Below are 14,975 nucleotides of genomic sequence, written 5' to 3' on the forward strand. Positions count from 1 at the left end.
ATTACAAACAACAAAAATGGCTATACACGATTTTGTTCTTCAATCGAGAGAAACTACTATTGAATTACATGAAATTCACTTGAGCAGCAAAAATAAAAATGCTCTAAACCAGCTATTAAAAGAGTTTAAACATGTGGCTGTTTTAAACCATTACAAACTTCCTATTGATAATAAACTATTACTATTTGGACATACTGGATGTGGAAAAACAACTACAGCAAAAGCCATTGCAAAAACATTAAATAAGAAAATAATCACCTTAAATTTGGGGAGCATTGTTTCATCTAAACTTGGTGAAACCGCTAAAAATATTTCTGATGTTTTTAAAAAAGCAACTCGAGAAAGCGCTGTGTTGTTTTTAGATGAATTTGACTACATAGGTAAAGCTCGTGATTATGACAGTAAAGATTCTGCCGAAATGAAACGGTTGGTCAATACTGTAATTCAATTAATAGATCAGTTACCTAACGAAGTTTTATTAATTGCCGCAACCAATCACTCTAGTGTTATTGATACTGCTTTATTAAGACGTTTTCAGTTAAAATTACAATTTGAAGCTCCTAGCGATGCAGATTTAGATATTTATTATCAAACCTTGTCACAAGAATTCCCTGAAGAATTTAGAGGTGTAAATCCTATCTATGGAATCTCTTATGCTGAAGCAAAAGACATCACATACAGAGCTTTAAAAAACAAAATTATAGAAAAAGAAGAACTCAATAGTCAACTACAAAATGGATAATATTCAAAACAACTTAAACATTATTCATCAGCGTATAAAATTCGCTTGTAAAAAAGCCAACAGAAATCCAAAAGATGTTCGTTTATTATTAGCAACCAAAACTGTAACACCAGAGAGAATTAACTTCGCCCTTGCTCAAGGAGAAACACTTATTGGTGAAAACAAAGTTCAAGAGTTAAAACAAAAATGTGATGCTGTGAAAGAGCTACAACCAGAAGTTCATTTTATTGGTCATCTGCAAAGTAATAAAATTAAAGAGGTCTTAAAGTGGACCAGTTGTATAGAATCAATCGATCGATTTTCTATCGCTGAAAAGCTGCATCAACGTTTAACTTTTGAAGAAAAAGAAATTGATGTATATATTCAAGTAAACACATCTTTTGAAGAAAGTAAATTTGGAGTAAAACCAGAAGAAACTATCGAATTGGTAAAAAAGATATCTGAATTTAAAAATATTCATATCAAAGGGTTAATGACCATTGGTTTACTAAGCTCAGAATCAACTGAAATCCGAAAATGTTTCCAACTCTTAAAACAACTTCAAGAAGAGATTAAAACTCTTCAAATCCCCAATGTAGAAATGAATGAACTTTCTATGGGAATGAGTGGTGATTTAGAAATTGCCATCGAAGAAGGTGCTACTATTGTGCGAGTAGGAACAGCCATATTTGGAGAACGAGTGTATCCTGATAGTTATTACTGGAACGAATCAAAAGCCAATGCCTAATCTTTCTTTACTCTTTTCAAATCCAACAAATCAATAGGATTAATACCTAAACCCTTTACATTTTTTTGAGTGAATCGAATAACCTCATCATAATATAACGGAACTACTGGAGCTTCATCAATAATAATACTATCCATTTGTTGATAAAGCTTTCGACGCTTTAACTCGTTAACTTCTTTAATAGATTGTTCGTACAAATTGTCAAAAAGTTCATTTTTAAAATGCGTATAATTAGGCCCGTTAGGAGTAAAGTTTTTACTGTAAAATAAGGATACATAATTTTCAGCATCTGGATAATCAGCTATCCAACTCGCTCTAAAAACAGGAAGTTTACCGCTCGCCTTTCCTTGACGTAAAGTTGATGGAGGTATTACATCAACTTTGGTTTCTAATCCTATTTTTTGCAATTCTCGCTGAATAAACTCACATAAATCCAAATAATTACTATTTGTAGTAATTGTTATTTGTGGGTTATTATTTCCAGTTTCCTCTTTGTATTGCAATACTAAAGCCTTTGCCTTTTCTGGTTGATACGAATATCCTTGTTGATTGTTAAAAGATGGTAATCCTTTCGGAATAAATCCACTCGTAGCAGGTGTTCCGATACCATTGCGTAAAAAAGTAATCATTTTCTCACGGTCAAAACCATAATTAATCGCTTGTCTAATCAATTTTGACTTTGTAGCAAACGTCTCTTCTCCATCCAGATAAATCCCTAAATATTCTGTATTTAAATACGCACCTGTTTGCATGCGTATCTTATCTGCATATTTCTCTTTTAATGTTCCGTCAGTATTTAAAATATCATCTTTATACGAAGCATCTAAACTCTTCATAAAATCAATATTTCCTTGTATGAATTGCAAAAATTCACTTTGCTTATCTGGCAAAAAAGTAACCGCTACAGCTTCTAAATATGGTAGTGAATTTCCATTTTCGTCTTGTTCAAAATACAATGGATTTTTACGTAGCACCAACTTCGTATTTTCTACCCATAATTTAAATTGAAAAGGACCTGTGCCAATTGGATTAGCTCTAAACTCATTTCCAAAAAACTCTACTGCTTCTTTAGAAACTACCGAACAGTATTTCATCGCTAACAAACCTAAAAAAGGCGGAAAAGGCTGTTTTAAATTAATCGTAAAAATAGAATCGTTTTCAGCTTTAAAATTCTCCACATTTTGCAATACCCAACCTCCTGGAGAAGCTACATTTTTATCTAGCAACCTATTGAAAGAATATTCAAAATCTTTTGCTACAACGTTTCTTGTTGAGTCTTTTCCAAATAAAATATGCTTGTGAAATTGTACATCGTTACGCAAGGTAAATTGATACCTTTTTCCATCTTCAGAAATTGTCCAACTTTTAGCTATTGATGGTTCTACTTGTAAACTATCATCCAATTGCACCAACCCATTATACAGTTGATTTACCGCCCAAATATTTCGCTGATCTTTTGCAAAAGCAGGGTCAAGAGAAGTAACATTTGAGTGTTCGTTGTAACGAAAAACCTGATTGTCTGTATATATAGATTTCTTTTTCGCACAAGAAAAAAGAAACAATAAGGTTATTAATACAACTACTCTATTTCTTCTTACGTTTATTTTTATAGTAGATTTTATCTGCAATGTAAATGGTTTTAGATACTTCTGCAAAAACAACAGATTCATCTTTGTTGGTTATTTTAATCTCTTTAATCAGATTTATTTCTTGTTCGTCTTTAACCTGTTCTTGTATTTGCTTTATTTCATCTTCAGAAAACATAAAATCTGCATAAGCATCCTGTTTTGCAGGTCTTTTAAACTTTATACTCGCTTCTTTATCCCAAACCACATATTCATTTCCTAAAATATTTATTAACTGAATCATAAAAACAGGATCAGTTGCTGAAAATAGACTACCTCCAAAAATAGATCCTACGTAATTCTTATTCCTATACGTAATGGGAATTTTTACTTGTGCCTTTAACAAGTCTTCAGAAACATAATTTATTTTCCCTGTAGATCTTCTATACATAGGGGAAATATTGAATCCGTACTTGAAAATAGTATTTTGTTTAAAAAATTTCTTTAAAAAATTAGAAATTGTTGCGTACATATATATTATTTTTCAAAACCATATTCTCTTTCAACCTCACAAATTCGTAACTGGTATTTTACCTTATAATACCGGAGGTTGTAAAGTGTCTACTATCGTAAAATTAATTCATATTTTGTTTCTGGTAAGCCAATATCTTCACTTATAAACTTCTCTATTGCAACAAAATTAAATCGCTTTAATATTTTTGCTGACGCTACATTTACATCTGCTACACAGCCTATCAATTTTTTTATTCCAATCGATTTGCAATACTCTATCAAACCTTCACAAAGTTCTGTTGCATATCCTTTGCCCCAGTATTTCTCGATAAATCGGTAACCTATCTCATCATTTCCTTCTTCATCTTTCACCAATGCAACGGTACCAATAAATTCTTTATCAGATTTACGCTCTATAGCATAAATAAAAAAATCATTTTCTTTGTTATCGTATCGTATAATAAGTTGATCTAAGTCCTCTTTACTTTCCTCTAAATTTTTAGGTTCTCCTGTTGCATATTGTAATACTTTTGGATTACTCTCTAACTCATAAAAAGACTCTATATCAACAACTTGAAGCTTTCTAATAAGTAATCTTTTCGTTTCAAAAATCATGAATATTATCGTACTTTTGCAAACCTAAAACTGTTTAAAACAGTGATAGATTAAATAAACTATACGAACTTCTAAAAAATTAAAGACTTGTACAAGGCTTTTGTTTTTTATTTAGGATAGAGAAAAGATGAATGCAGATAAAAAAGTAGCTTTTTACACATTAGGCTGTAAATTAAATTTTTCAGAAACCTCAACTATTGCAAGAAACTTTGTAAACGAAGGTTTTGAACGCGTTGAGTTTGAAGAAAAAGCAGATGTATATGTAATTAACACGTGCTCGGTAACTGATAATGCTGATAAACGTTTTAAAACTATTGTGAAGTCTGCCTTAAAGCAAAACGAAAATGCTTTTGTAATTGGTGTTGGATGCTATGCGCAATTGAAACCAGAAGAATTAGCAGCTGTTGATGGTGTTGATTTAGTATTAGGGGCTACTGAAAAGTTTAATGTAACTAGTTACATTAACGATTTAACCAAAAATGAAATTGGTGAAGTGCATTCTTGTGAAATTGAAGAAGCTGATTTTTATGTAGGCTCATATTCTATTGGCGATCGTACGCGTGCCTTTTTAAAAGTACAAGATGGTTGCGATTACAAATGTACTTATTGTACTATTCCACTAGCTCGCGGAATTTCTCGTAGTGATACCTTAGAAAATGTATTGAAAAATGCCAAAGAAATTTCAGAAAAAGGAATCAAAGAAATTGTATTAACTGGAGTTAATATTGGTGACTATGGAAAAGGTGAATTCGGAAATAAAAAACACGAACACACCTTTTTAGAATTGGTACAAGCATTAGATAAAGTTGAAGGAATTCACCGTTTACGAATCTCTTCAATAGAACCTAACTTGTTAAAAGATGAAACTATTGATTTTGTTTCTAACTCAGATACTTTTGTTCCTCATTTTCACATTCCGTTACAGTCAGGTAGTGACACACTTTTAAAGAAAATGAAGCGTCGCTATTTGCGTAAAGTTTATACCGATAGAGTAACAAAAATTAAAGAGGTAATGCCTAACGCTTGTATTGGGGTGGATGTTATTGTTGGTTTTCCAGGAGAAACAGATGAGCTTTTCTTAGAAACTTATAATTACCTAAGTGAATTAGATATTTCTTATTTACATGTTTTTACCTACTCTGAAAGACCTAATACAGAAGCGGTTGAAATGGATGGTGTAGTAGCTAAAAATGTACGTACAAAACGTAGTAAAATGTTACGCGGATTATCGGTTAAGAAACGTAGAGCTTTTTACGAAAGCCAATTAGGAAATACACTTACTGTTTTATTTGAAGGAGAAAATAAAGAAGGATACATTCACGGATTTACCGAAAATTATGTTAAAGTAAAAGCTCCTTGGAATCCAGACTTGGTAAACACCCTACATAAAGTTACCTTGACTAAAATTGATGAAGATGGTTTAGTGCGTTTTGATTTTGTGAATGCTAAAGTTATTGCTTAACTTGTTGCCTAGTTCACAAAATCAATAAAACTCACTTATGAAATATCTTTTATATTCCTTCTTAGTTTTAGGAATTTCTTGTAGTATTCCTAAAAAAAGTTCTGAAACCAAATTAATAGAACACGAAGAAAAAGAAATAGTTATAAAAGATAAAAAAATTGCTGAACCTTTAGCTCCTCAAAATGAGTTAATCATTGTACTTAACAATGCCAAAAGTATTCACGATGTGAAATCCCTTATTAAAAATAGTGGTTTAACTTGGAGTAAAATGGCTTATGACACTGAGGCTTCTAAAATAGGAATCATCAAAGTTCCAGAAGGCAAACGTAAATTTTGGATTGATAAACTTCAAGAAAGTAAGGAATTCAGATTGGTTGATATCCATACCGAAGAAAAATTAACTGATATTATCAATAAAGAAGAAAATACCCTACTTAGCATAAGAAAAACTCAATGCTTTGGAGACTGTCCTGTATATAGCGTTTCTATTGATAAAGAAGGAAATGTAATTTACAACGGAATTGAATATGTACTCGAAAAAGGAATTCACAAGTTCACTCTTTCTGAAGAACAGCTAAATGAATTGAACAATAAGCTTAGTAAAAAAGATTTTTCAAGCTTTAAAGATGTATATAATAACCCTAAAGTACAAGACTTACCTAGTACATACATAATTCATAACGGAAAACAAATTCAAATTCGTTTATGGAATGGTATTCCTGATGAACTTATTGATATACACGAATATGTAGAAGGTATTTTATTAAATAAAAAGTTCATAGAATAATGTCTAAAACTCACCTATATTTTGTTCCGGGGTTAGCTGCCAACACCAAAATATTTGAGCACATCTCTCTACCAGAAGAACAGTTTGAATTGCATTTTTTAGATTGGTTGATGCCAACATCAATTAATGAGACTATTCAAGAATATGCTTTACGATTGTGTACCAAAATTCAACATAAAAGCCCTATATTAGTCGGAGTTTCTTTTGGTGGCATCATGGTGCAAGAAATGAGTAAGATTATTAGTTGCAAAAAAGTAATCATCATATCTAGCATTAAAAGCAATAATGAACTCCCAAAACGTTTAAAGCTTGCACAAATAACGAAAGCTTATAAACTTTTCCCTTCAAAAATTATAGCAAACATTGAAAGTTACGAACATTACTTTTTCAGTGATTATTTAAAAAAACGAGCAGAATTATACAAAATGTATTTATCTGTAAGAAACGAAGAGTACCTACAATGGGCTATTTATAATGTACTACATTGGCAACAAAAAGAACCGCTTGCCGATATAGTTCATATACACGGGAAAAAAGATGAAGTTTTTCCTATAAAATATATTAAAAACAGTATTGAAGTTGATAACGGGACGCATGTAATGATCTTAAACAAAGCAAAAACTATTTCTAAAATCTTAGAAAAGGAATGCTTATTGATGGATTAAAATGAGTAGTTCACTTCAATTAAAAAACAAAAAACATGAATACGTCAGTACGCTTTCTATCTGTTGTAATAGTAGTATTTACAGCAGTTTTATTTACAAACACGATAAGTAAATCAAACGAACCTATTATTAAAAATGTAGCTGAAAGCTATGTTATTAAAGCTTTAAAACTACCCGAAGATCTTAATTTAGCAGGAGAACGTGTTCCTTTAGAAAAACTTGACATTAAGGAGCGAATGGATCGTGAGTTATTAGTTAACACCTATTGGCAATCAAACGGGTTATTATTAATCAAACGTGCTAACAAATATTTTCCTGTTTTAGAACCTCTATTAAAAAAATATGGGTTACCTGACGATTTTAAATTTTTAGCCTTGGCTGAAAGTGGATTTATAGACGAAACCTCATCAGTAGGAGCTGCGGGTATGTGGCACTTTATGAAACAAACTGGTAAAGAGTTCGGATTAGAAATTAACAACAATGTAGATGAACGTTATCATATAGAAAAATCAACTAGGGTTGCTGCAGAATACCTAAAAAAGTCAAAAGAGCGCTTTGGTTCATGGACACTTGCTGCTGCTGCTTATAATGCCGGAAATTATGGCGTTTCTAAAAGATTAGAAGCTCAGGGAGTAACAAGTTATTATGATGCTATGTTACCAGATGAAACTGAAAGATATGTATTTAGAGTTTTAGCTTTAAAAGAAATCATTTCAAATCCAGAAAAATACGGATTCGTATACGACAAAGAAGATCTATATACCTTACCAAAAACTTACACAGTAAAAGTAGATACGGCAATTACTGATATTGCTTTGTTTGCTAAAAAGTTTGGTACTACCTACAAAGATTTGAAACTACACAATTCTTGGTTAAGAGAAAACAAGTTAAACAACCGTAGTAGAAAATTGTACGAAATTAAAATTCCTGTTCAATAAACAATAAAAAAGCTCATTCTTTCGAATGAGCTTTTTTATTTAATCTATAAACTTATATTTTCTAATGAAAATCTGTATTCAGTTTAATGTAGTCTAAGAATTCACGTTTGGTTTCTTTGTTTTTAAACGCTCCACCAAACTCTGCAGTAACTGTACTACTTTCAATGTCTTTAATTCCGCGAGAATTTACACATAAGTGTTTTGCATCAATAACACAAGCAACATCTTGAGTTCCTAAAGCTTCTTGCATTGCTTGTACCACTTGCATAGTTAAACGCTCTTGTACCTGCGGACGCTTTGCATAGTACTCTACAATACGATTCATTTTAGAAAGTCCAATTACCTTACCGTTAGAAATGTACGCTACATGTGCTCTACCAATGATTGGCAATAAGTGGTGCTCACAAGTTGAGTATACAATAATGTTTTTTTCAACTAACATTTCACCATACTTATACGTATTATCAAATGTAGATGGCTCTGGTTTGTTTTTAGGATTTAACCCCATAAACAACTCACTAACGAAAGCTTTCGCAACTCTTTTCGGAGTTCCGCTTAAACTATCATCATTCAAATCCATTCCTAAAGTTTCAAGAATTTCTTTAACATTCTCTTGAATCTTTTCTATCTTCTCCTTGTCAGAAATATCGAAAGCATCAGCTCTTAAAGGTGTTTTCGCTGATGTACCAATGTGGTTCTCTCCTATTTCGTCCTGGCTATCGTTATTCATTTTTTTGCTGTTCACTTCAAACATTGCTATCAAAAATTAATGGGTGCAAATTTACAACATTGTTTGTAATTTACTGCACTTTATTTATCAATTCATCTAAAGAACAGGTAGTTTGCTCTCCTGCCTTCATATCTTTTACAACAAGTGTACCATTTTCTACCGTTGTCACTACAAATTCAATCTCTCTATTAATGGCGTATTTCCACTGCTTTTTTTGCTGATTATTGCTTGTAGCTACATCTGGATACATTTCTGTTTTTATGTCATTATTACGTAACGTTTTAATCATTTTGACTTTCTCTAAACCTTCATTTTCATCAAAATTCAAAAACAATACTTTCGGTTTTGGTAATTCGACAGCCTCAAATAAGCCTAATTCTTCCATTACCAAGTAAATTCTGTCCAAACCAAAAGAAATTCCTACACCTGAAACATCTTTTAAACCGAAGATACCTGTCAAGTCGTCATAACGACCTCCACCACCAATAGAACCCATTTTTACACCTTCAGGCGCTGCCACTTCGTATATCGCTCCTGTATAATAATTCAATCCACGCGCTAAGGTTACATCTATTTCTAAGGTAGCTGAGTCTAAACCTAGTGCTTCAACTCTATCAACTACCGTTTTTAAATCCGATACCCCTTGCAAACCTTCTTCAGATTCTTGTAACATATTTTCTAAAGAAGCTAACTTATCTTGATTGCTTCCTGAAAAATTAAACAACGGTTCTACTTTTTCAATGGCTTCTTCTGATATTCCTTTAGATAACATTTCTGTTACCACTCCTTCTTTTCCTATTTTGTCTAACTTATCTAAAGCGACTGTAAAATCAATCAACTTATCTGAAGCTCCTATAACTTCGGCTATTCCAGATAATATCTTTCGGTTGTTGATTTTGATAGTCGTACCATTAAGCCTTAACTTACTAAAAACAGCATCATATAATTGTACAAACTCAACTTCTTGCCATAATGAAGTGCTTCCTACCACATCTGCATCACATTGATAAAACTCACGGAAACGCCCTTTTTGTGGACGATCAGCTCTCCAAACTGGTTGAATTTGGTAACGTTTAAACGGAAATGTAATTTCGTTTTGATGTTGCACTACATAACGTGCAAATGGCACTGTTAAATCATATCGCAAGGCTTTTTCTGAAATTTTTGAAGTTACCTTTATACTTTCCTTTTCTGAAAGCAATGCTTCTTCTACTTTTTTCAAATAATCGCCAGAATTCAAAATTTTAAAGATCAAACGATCTCCTTCTTCTCCATACTTTCCCATTAGTGTAGAAGAGTTTTCAAAACTTGGTGTTTCAATAGGTTGAAATCCAAAATTTTCAAACGAATGTTTAATTGTATTGAAAATATAGTTTCTTTTTGCTACTTCTGTAGATGAAAAATCTCTTGTTCCTTTTGGGATTCCTAGCTTCATATTCTTTAGTTATCATTTATCAATCATTAGTTTATTAGTAATAACTAACAATTATTTATTGTTCCTTTAAACCTGCAAATATCCGAAAAATATGAAGAAAAATATTATTTGGCTCTAGCTTTATTTTTACGTTTTAAACGATAAATAGAAGCGTTTAATTCAAAACCTAACAGTAAAATAATTGCATTCAACCAAACAAATAACATTAAAACAAGTAAGGTTCCTATTGATCCATATAATTGATTGTATTGAGCAAATTTTACTACATAAATCCCAAACAAATAGAAAGTAAACATGGATACTACTGTTGTTAAAATAGCTCCTGGAGAAAAGAAACGTACTTCTTTTCCTTGTTTGGTTCCATATCTAAAAAGTAATGATACAATGGTAAAAATCATTACTAAAAACAAAAAGCCTCTTCCGTAGTAAAACAAATCGAGATCTCCCGTATTTAACCATCCTATTTTATGAATTTTCGCGAGTGCTATTTGATAAAAAATAATCAATGCTACCGTGATTATCAAGAAAAGAGACATTATCAATGAAACTCCTAAAGAAACGATATATGCTCTAAACACACTTCTTATTTCCTTTACATGGTATGAGTATTCAAAACCTCCAAAAATCGCATTCACTCCATTAGTCATTAAAAAAATAGATGCTAAAAAACCAAAAGACAACAATCCTCCATATTGATTGTTGATGATATCTTTAATTACAAAATCAACTGCTTCAAAGGTTTTGGGCGGTAACGCTTCTTGCATTAATGAAAGTAAGCCTTCTTGAAATCCTTCTATTGGGATGTATGGAATCAACGTTAAAATAAATAGCAAAAAAGGGAAAATTGCCATAAAAAAACTGAAAGCGATTCCTCCGGCTCTTGTAGTTAGCGCTCCTTTTACAATACCTATAACATACATTTCGAGCACATCATACAAAGACATTCCTTCTAACCCCGGAATTTTAATCTTCTTTCCCAAGGTTACTAGCCAGTTAATTACTGGAATTTTTTCAAGACTTTCTTCTATGTGTTTAGTCATTTGTTTTTAGTTTCAAAGTATTTTTAGTTTCAAAGACACAAAGAGATATTCATCGTTTTTCTTTTAACTTTCTTATGAGACTTGTATAACATTCTTTCTATTTCTCTTGATTGTTCATAGAGTTTAGTAAAAGATTCATTTGAAATATACTCTAAGTTTAGAGAAATTTCAAGTTGCGTTTGTAATTCAAACAAAGAAGCTATTCCTATATTTAAAAAACGAATAAAATCTCCTAAACTTTGTCTCCCATATCCTTCTGAAATATTACTAGGTATTGAAACCGCGCATCTTCTTATTTGAGATGTCAATCCAAAAACTTCTTCTTTAGGAAAGTCATTAGAAATTTTATAAACTTCTGTTACAAAAACCATTGATTTTTGCCAAACTAACAAGTCTCTGAATGTTTTTATACTCGTTTTCTCTTTCATTTTTCACTTTTTCACTTTTTCACTTTTTCACTTTGCTACTCTGCCTCTTAGAAGCTCCCTTTACTCCACCACAATATCATATTTCTGTAATAATCCTATAATATTCTCTTGTGAAAATTTAGCTTTTTTTATTTTATTACTTTCAGGATTAATCACAAAATTAGTAGCGCTTCTAAAATCTACTTTTTCTATATTAGTTTGATCAAAAATCGCTCCTTTTAAATCGCAATCTTCAAAAATACTATTATGAATATCTGCCTCGGTAAAATCTACCTCTTGTAAATTACAATTTACAAATTTTGTATTGGGAATTTTTAATTGATAGAAAGAAGATAAGTTTAACTGACAGTTGCTAAAATTCATTTGTAATAAGAAGCTATTACACTCATTAAACTTAACACCAATCATTTTACAATTACTAAAAGCACACTCTTTAAATGAAGTTTCATTTACAACTGTATTGCTAAAATTACAGTTGATAAATTCACATTCTAAAAACTGAATACTAGAAGCATGTACGTTTTCGAAATTGCAATTCTCAAACGTACAGCTATCATATTCTCCTTTTTTAAGTTTTGTTTTGGTAAAATCTACTTTAGTAAATTCTTCGCTATCAAAAAAAGCATCCATTTATTTTAATCCTCTAGCTTTTAGCATTGGTGCTGCTTGAGGATCACGTCCTGCAAAAACGCGATACATCTCAGCATAATCCATCGTGTTTCCTTTTGATAAGATTTGTTCTCTAAACTTTTGTCCATTTTCTCTCGTTAACAATCCATTGTTTTCAAACCAATCGTATGCATCGTGACTTAGCATTTCAGTCCATAAATATGAATAATATCCAGCAGCATACCCTCCACTAAAAATATGTGCAAAATATGTTGAACGGTATCTTGGTGGAACTTCTTCTATCTTTAACTTCATTTTTGCTAACGCCTCTTCTTCAAACTTAGCAACATCGTCAATAGTTGTATCAGCAGCAATCGTGTGCCATTGCATATCTAAATTAGAAGAACATAAGTTTTCGATAATTGAATACCCTTGATTAAAAGTTCCTGCATTTTTAATTTTTTGTAATAACTCATCAGGAATTACTTCTCCTGTTTTGTGGTGCAATGCATAATTATTTAACACTTCAGGATAGGTTGCCCAGTTTTCATTGAATTGCGATGGAAACTCTACAAAATCTCTTGCTGTACTGGTTCCTGAAATTGACGCATACTGTTGGTTTCCGAATAAACCATGTAATGCATGTCCAAACTCATGAAACATGGTTTCTACATCGTCAAAACTGATTAATGCTGGTTCTCCTTCAGCTGCTTTTGTGTAATTACAAACATTATAAATTACAGGTTTTTGCTCTCTAAGTTTCGATTGCTTTACAAAAGCACTCATCCATGCTCCTCCTCTTTTACTATCTCTTGCAAAATAATCTCCATAGAACAATCCTAACTTACTACCATCTTCTTCAAAAATTTCGTATACAACTACATCTGGGTGGTATGTTGGTATGTCTGTACGCTTTTTAAATGTAATTCCATATAATTTGGTAGCTGCATAAAACACTCCTTTTTCTAACACATTGGTTAATTCAAAATACTGTTTTACTTCATCTTCATTCAAATTGTATTTTGATTTACGTACTTTTTCTGCAAAGTGATTCCAATCGTATGGAGCTAATTTAAAATCGTGTCCTTCTTTTGCTATTTCTGCCTGAATTTCTTTGGTTTCTGCTGCTACTTTTTCTAATGAACCTGGAATCAATCCGTTGAACATTTCAAAAACTTTATCTGGTGTAGCTGCCATAGTTCCTTGCAAACTCCAACTAGCATAATTATCAAATCCTAAAATTTTTGCTTTTTTGGCACGTAAGAAAACCATTTTCTTTACTAAGTCACTCGTATCATATTCACCTGCACCTGTTCTATGAATAGATTTCTCAAATAACTCTTTACGAACTTCTCTATTTTCCAACGTTTGTAATAAAGGTTGTTGCGTTGTATTTATCAACTGAACCTCATACTTCCCTTCTTTTTCTAAACCTTTAATTGTCTCTTCTGAAAGTCCTTTTAATTGTTCTTTATCCGTAACTGTTAATCCACCTTTTTTACTAGCATCTAATAACATTTTACCAAAGTCGTTTGATAAACTAGCCAATTCAGCATTGATTTCTTTTAGCTCTTTTTTCTTTTCTTCCGATAAATTAGCTCCTGCTTTTACAAATTTCTTGTAATACTCTTTTACCAAGTAGTTCGATTCTGCATCTAACTCTAAATTTTCTAAATTATCATGAACAGCTTTTATTCTTTCAAACAACTTCGTGTTTAGTAAAATTTCATCGGTATGTTTTGAAAATTTAGGTGCTAATTCCTTTTGGTTTTCTTTAATTACATCATTTGTATGTGCTCCTGCTAATGCGTAAAAAACTGAAGTTACATTATCTAATGTTTTAGAGCTTTCTTCAAGCGCCAAAACAGTATTCTCAAATGTAGGAGCTTCTGTGCTAGCCACAATCTTAGCTATTTCTTCATTTTGAACTTCCATACCTTTTAAAATGGCAGGCATAAAATGTTCGTTCTTTATTTTGGTAAAATCTGGCGCACCGTAATCTATGGTACTTTTTACTAGCAAAGGATTTTCTACCATGTTTGTATTGCTTTCTTTTTTAGATTCTTCTGTTTTGCATGACATAGCCAACACAATGGTTGCTATGAGTAATAGTTGTTTTTTCATTTTTATAAAAGTTATTTTTATTTTGAAATAAACCTATCTACTTTTAGTATCTCTTCTTTTTTCAGTTCCCAAAAAGTAGCTTGGATTTTTTTATTTTCAAAAGAAGACGTATAATATTCTAAATTAAAATCCATGTCAAAAATTTTTTCCCAGCTTTTCTCAACCTCAAATCGCGTTCTCTTAACACTATCAAGCCCCTTGTCTAATTCTAGAATTTCCCTTTCAGAAGTTGCTATGTATTCTTTATAACATAAAGGCCAATGCCATAAAACAAAATCTGACATCAAAATATCATTTATATCTTTTTCTATTTCTATCCTATAACCAACCTCACCAGAAGGCAAAAAACCACTTTTTCTTAAGTCTGGTTTCTTTTTATTATTATCTGTATGTTGATACCAAGCCCAAATAGGATACTGCTCCTTGTCTACTACCTCTCCTATTCTCTTATTCATTTGAAGTTTCATCCAATCATAGCCTTCCTTAAACTCAGAATAAACATACTCTTCTTTAGCTTTTAAGACTCCTAATTTATTTAACTCACCCCATCCTAACTCATTTTGAATAGTCCAAAGCTTAACCTTTTTCATCTAGT

Annotated in this window: 16 protein-coding genes; 6 read left to right on the forward strand and 10 right to left on the reverse strand. The window is 31.6% G+C overall.

What is annotated here, in order from left to right; genetic code table 11:
- The first annotated feature begins 16 nt into the window (after window positions 1–16).
- Both DFQ07_RS11380 and DFQ07_RS11385 read left to right on the forward strand, forming a co-directional pair.
- Entirely contained in the window at window positions 17–742 is a 726-nt protein-coding gene (locus DFQ07_RS11380) for an AAA family ATPase (RefSeq protein ID WP_133536956.1), read from the forward strand.
- The gene (locus tag DFQ07_RS11385; protein WP_133536958.1) at window positions 735–1,469 is read left to right on the forward strand and encodes a YggS family pyridoxal phosphate-dependent enzyme; all 735 of its coding nucleotides are present in this window, start codon (window positions 735–737) and stop codon (window positions 1,467–1,469) included. The genes DFQ07_RS11380 and DFQ07_RS11385 overlap by 8 nt, the downstream gene beginning before the upstream one ends.
- Here DFQ07_RS11385 and DFQ07_RS11390 read toward each other — a convergent pair.
- The 3 genes from DFQ07_RS11390 to DFQ07_RS11400 all read right to left on the reverse strand — a co-directional run bounded on the left by DFQ07_RS11390 (window position 1,466) and on the right by DFQ07_RS11400 (window position 4,162).
- Window positions 1,466–3,097 (reverse strand): ABC transporter substrate-binding protein, encoded by a 1,632-nt coding sequence (locus DFQ07_RS11390; protein ID WP_394346867.1) that lies wholly within the window; start codon window positions 3,095–3,097, stop codon window positions 1,466–1,468. The two genes, DFQ07_RS11385 and DFQ07_RS11390, sit on opposite strands and share 4 nt — an antisense overlap.
- Window positions 3,054–3,566, reverse strand: a complete 513-nt coding sequence (locus DFQ07_RS11395; protein ID WP_133536962.1) for a DUF4442 domain-containing protein — start codon at window positions 3,564–3,566, stop codon at window positions 3,054–3,056. Before DFQ07_RS11395 ends, DFQ07_RS11390 begins: the two co-directional genes overlap by 44 nt.
- A 92-nt stretch (window positions 3,567–3,658) precedes the next feature.
- On the reverse strand, window positions 3,659–4,162 hold the full coding sequence (locus DFQ07_RS11400; protein WP_133536963.1) for a GNAT family N-acetyltransferase: 504 nt from the start codon (window positions 4,160–4,162) through the stop codon (window positions 3,659–3,661).
- A gap of 127 nt (window positions 4,163–4,289) precedes the next feature.
- Between DFQ07_RS11400 and mtaB the strand changes: the two genes are divergently transcribed.
- From mtaB to DFQ07_RS11420, 4 genes are read left to right on the forward strand one after another with little or no spacing between them, the layout of a single operon-like run.
- A complete protein-coding gene (mtaB, locus tag DFQ07_RS11405; protein ID WP_133536965.1) occupies window positions 4,290–5,624 on the forward strand; it encodes a tRNA (N(6)-L-threonylcarbamoyladenosine(37)-C(2))-methylthiotransferase MtaB in 1,335 nt (444 codons plus the stop codon).
- 37 nt (window positions 5,625–5,661) lie between these two features.
- Complete coding sequence (locus tag DFQ07_RS11410; protein ID WP_133536967.1) at window positions 5,662–6,411, forward strand: DUF6438 domain-containing protein; 750 nt, start codon at window positions 5,662–5,664, stop codon at window positions 6,409–6,411.
- A complete protein-coding gene (locus DFQ07_RS11415; protein ID WP_133536969.1) occupies window positions 6,411–7,076 on the forward strand; it encodes an alpha/beta hydrolase family protein in 666 nt (221 codons plus the stop codon). Before DFQ07_RS11410 ends, DFQ07_RS11415 begins: the two co-directional genes overlap by 1 nt.
- Window positions 7,077–7,111: 35 nt before the next feature.
- Window positions 7,112–8,014 (forward strand): lytic transglycosylase domain-containing protein, encoded by a 903-nt coding sequence (locus tag DFQ07_RS11420; protein WP_133536971.1) that lies wholly within the window; start codon window positions 7,112–7,114, stop codon window positions 8,012–8,014.
- A 61-nt stretch (window positions 8,015–8,075) separates the two neighbouring features.
- On the opposite strand, the gene folE is transcribed toward DFQ07_RS11420, so the two are convergent.
- The 7 genes from folE to DFQ07_RS11455 form a co-directional block, all read right to left on the reverse strand.
- Window positions 8,076–8,768 carry a GTP cyclohydrolase I FolE gene (folE, locus tag DFQ07_RS11425; protein ID WP_133536973.1) on the reverse strand — a complete coding sequence of 231 codons (693 nt, stop codon included), beginning with the start codon at window positions 8,766–8,768 and terminating at the stop codon, window positions 8,076–8,078.
- Between the two features lie 46 nt (window positions 8,769–8,814).
- Window positions 8,815–10,179, reverse strand: coding sequence for a histidine--tRNA ligase (hisS, locus tag DFQ07_RS11430; protein WP_133536975.1), 1,365 nt, complete (start codon window positions 10,177–10,179; stop codon window positions 8,815–8,817).
- A gap of 104 nt (window positions 10,180–10,283) precedes the next feature.
- The gene (locus DFQ07_RS11435; RefSeq protein ID WP_133536977.1) at window positions 10,284–11,219 is read right to left on the reverse strand and encodes a YihY/virulence factor BrkB family protein; all 936 of its coding nucleotides are present in this window, start codon (window positions 11,217–11,219) and stop codon (window positions 10,284–10,286) included.
- A gap of 29 nt (window positions 11,220–11,248) precedes the next feature.
- Complete coding sequence (locus DFQ07_RS11440) at window positions 11,249–11,647, reverse strand: four helix bundle protein (RefSeq protein WP_243743974.1); 399 nt, start codon at window positions 11,645–11,647, stop codon at window positions 11,249–11,251.
- Between the two features lie 60 nt (window positions 11,648–11,707).
- A complete protein-coding gene (locus DFQ07_RS11445; RefSeq protein ID WP_133536979.1) occupies window positions 11,708–12,277 on the reverse strand; it encodes a pentapeptide repeat-containing protein in 570 nt (189 codons plus the stop codon).
- Complete coding sequence (locus DFQ07_RS11450) at window positions 12,278–14,380, reverse strand: M3 family metallopeptidase (protein ID WP_133536981.1); 2,103 nt, start codon at window positions 14,378–14,380, stop codon at window positions 12,278–12,280. It abuts the gene before it with no gap.
- A 17-nt stretch (window positions 14,381–14,397) separates the two neighbouring features.
- Window positions 14,398–14,970 carry a DUF3841 domain-containing protein gene (locus DFQ07_RS11455; RefSeq protein ID WP_133536983.1) on the reverse strand — a complete coding sequence of 191 codons (573 nt, stop codon included), beginning with the start codon at window positions 14,968–14,970 and terminating at the stop codon, window positions 14,398–14,400.
- Window positions 14,971–14,975 lie beyond the last annotated feature (5 nt).

Source organism: Tenacibaculum caenipelagi (genome assembly GCF_004363005.1).
Taxonomy (GTDB): domain Bacteria; phylum Bacteroidota; class Bacteroidia; order Flavobacteriales; family Flavobacteriaceae; genus Polaribacter; species Polaribacter caenipelagi.

Coding starts and splice junctions, on each gene's coding strand:
- DFQ07_RS11455 (WP_133536983.1), bottom strand. CDS start 14,970: ATGAAAAAGGTTAAGCTTTGGACTATTCAAAATGAGTTAGGATGGGGT.
- DFQ07_RS11400 (WP_133536963.1), bottom strand. CDS start 4,162: ATGATTTTTGAAACGAAAAGATTACTTATTAGAAAGCTTCAAGTTGTT.
- DFQ07_RS11385 (WP_133536958.1), top strand. CDS start 735: ATGGATAATATTCAAAACAACTTAAACATTATTCATCAGCGTATAAAA.
- hisS (WP_133536975.1), bottom strand. CDS start 10,179: ATGAAGCTAGGAATCCCAAAAGGAACAAGAGATTTTTCATCTACAGAA.
- DFQ07_RS11420 (WP_133536971.1), top strand. CDS start 7,112: ATGAATACGTCAGTACGCTTTCTATCTGTTGTAATAGTAGTATTTACA.
- mtaB (WP_133536965.1), top strand. CDS start 4,290: ATGAATGCAGATAAAAAAGTAGCTTTTTACACATTAGGCTGTAAATTA.
- folE (WP_133536973.1), bottom strand. CDS start 8,768: ATGTTTGAAGTGAACAGCAAAAAAATGAATAACGATAGCCAGGACGAA.
- DFQ07_RS11440 (WP_243743974.1), bottom strand. CDS start 11,647: ATGAAAGAGAAAACGAGTATAAAAACATTCAGAGACTTGTTAGTTTGG.
- DFQ07_RS11445 (WP_133536979.1), bottom strand. CDS start 12,277: ATGGATGCTTTTTTTGATAGCGAAGAATTTACTAAAGTAGATTTTACC.
- DFQ07_RS11380 (WP_133536956.1), top strand. CDS start 17: ATGGCTATACACGATTTTGTTCTTCAATCGAGAGAAACTACTATTGAA.
- DFQ07_RS11450 (WP_133536981.1), bottom strand. CDS start 14,380: ATGAAAAAACAACTATTACTCATAGCAACCATTGTGTTGGCTATGTCA.
- DFQ07_RS11410 (WP_133536967.1), top strand. CDS start 5,662: ATGAAATATCTTTTATATTCCTTCTTAGTTTTAGGAATTTCTTGTAGT.
- DFQ07_RS11435 (WP_133536977.1), bottom strand. CDS start 11,219: ATGACTAAACACATAGAAGAAAGTCTTGAAAAAATTCCAGTAATTAAC.
- DFQ07_RS11395 (WP_133536962.1), bottom strand. CDS start 3,566: ATGTACGCAACAATTTCTAATTTTTTAAAGAAATTTTTTAAACAAAAT.
- DFQ07_RS11415 (WP_133536969.1), top strand. CDS start 6,411: ATGTCTAAAACTCACCTATATTTTGTTCCGGGGTTAGCTGCCAACACC.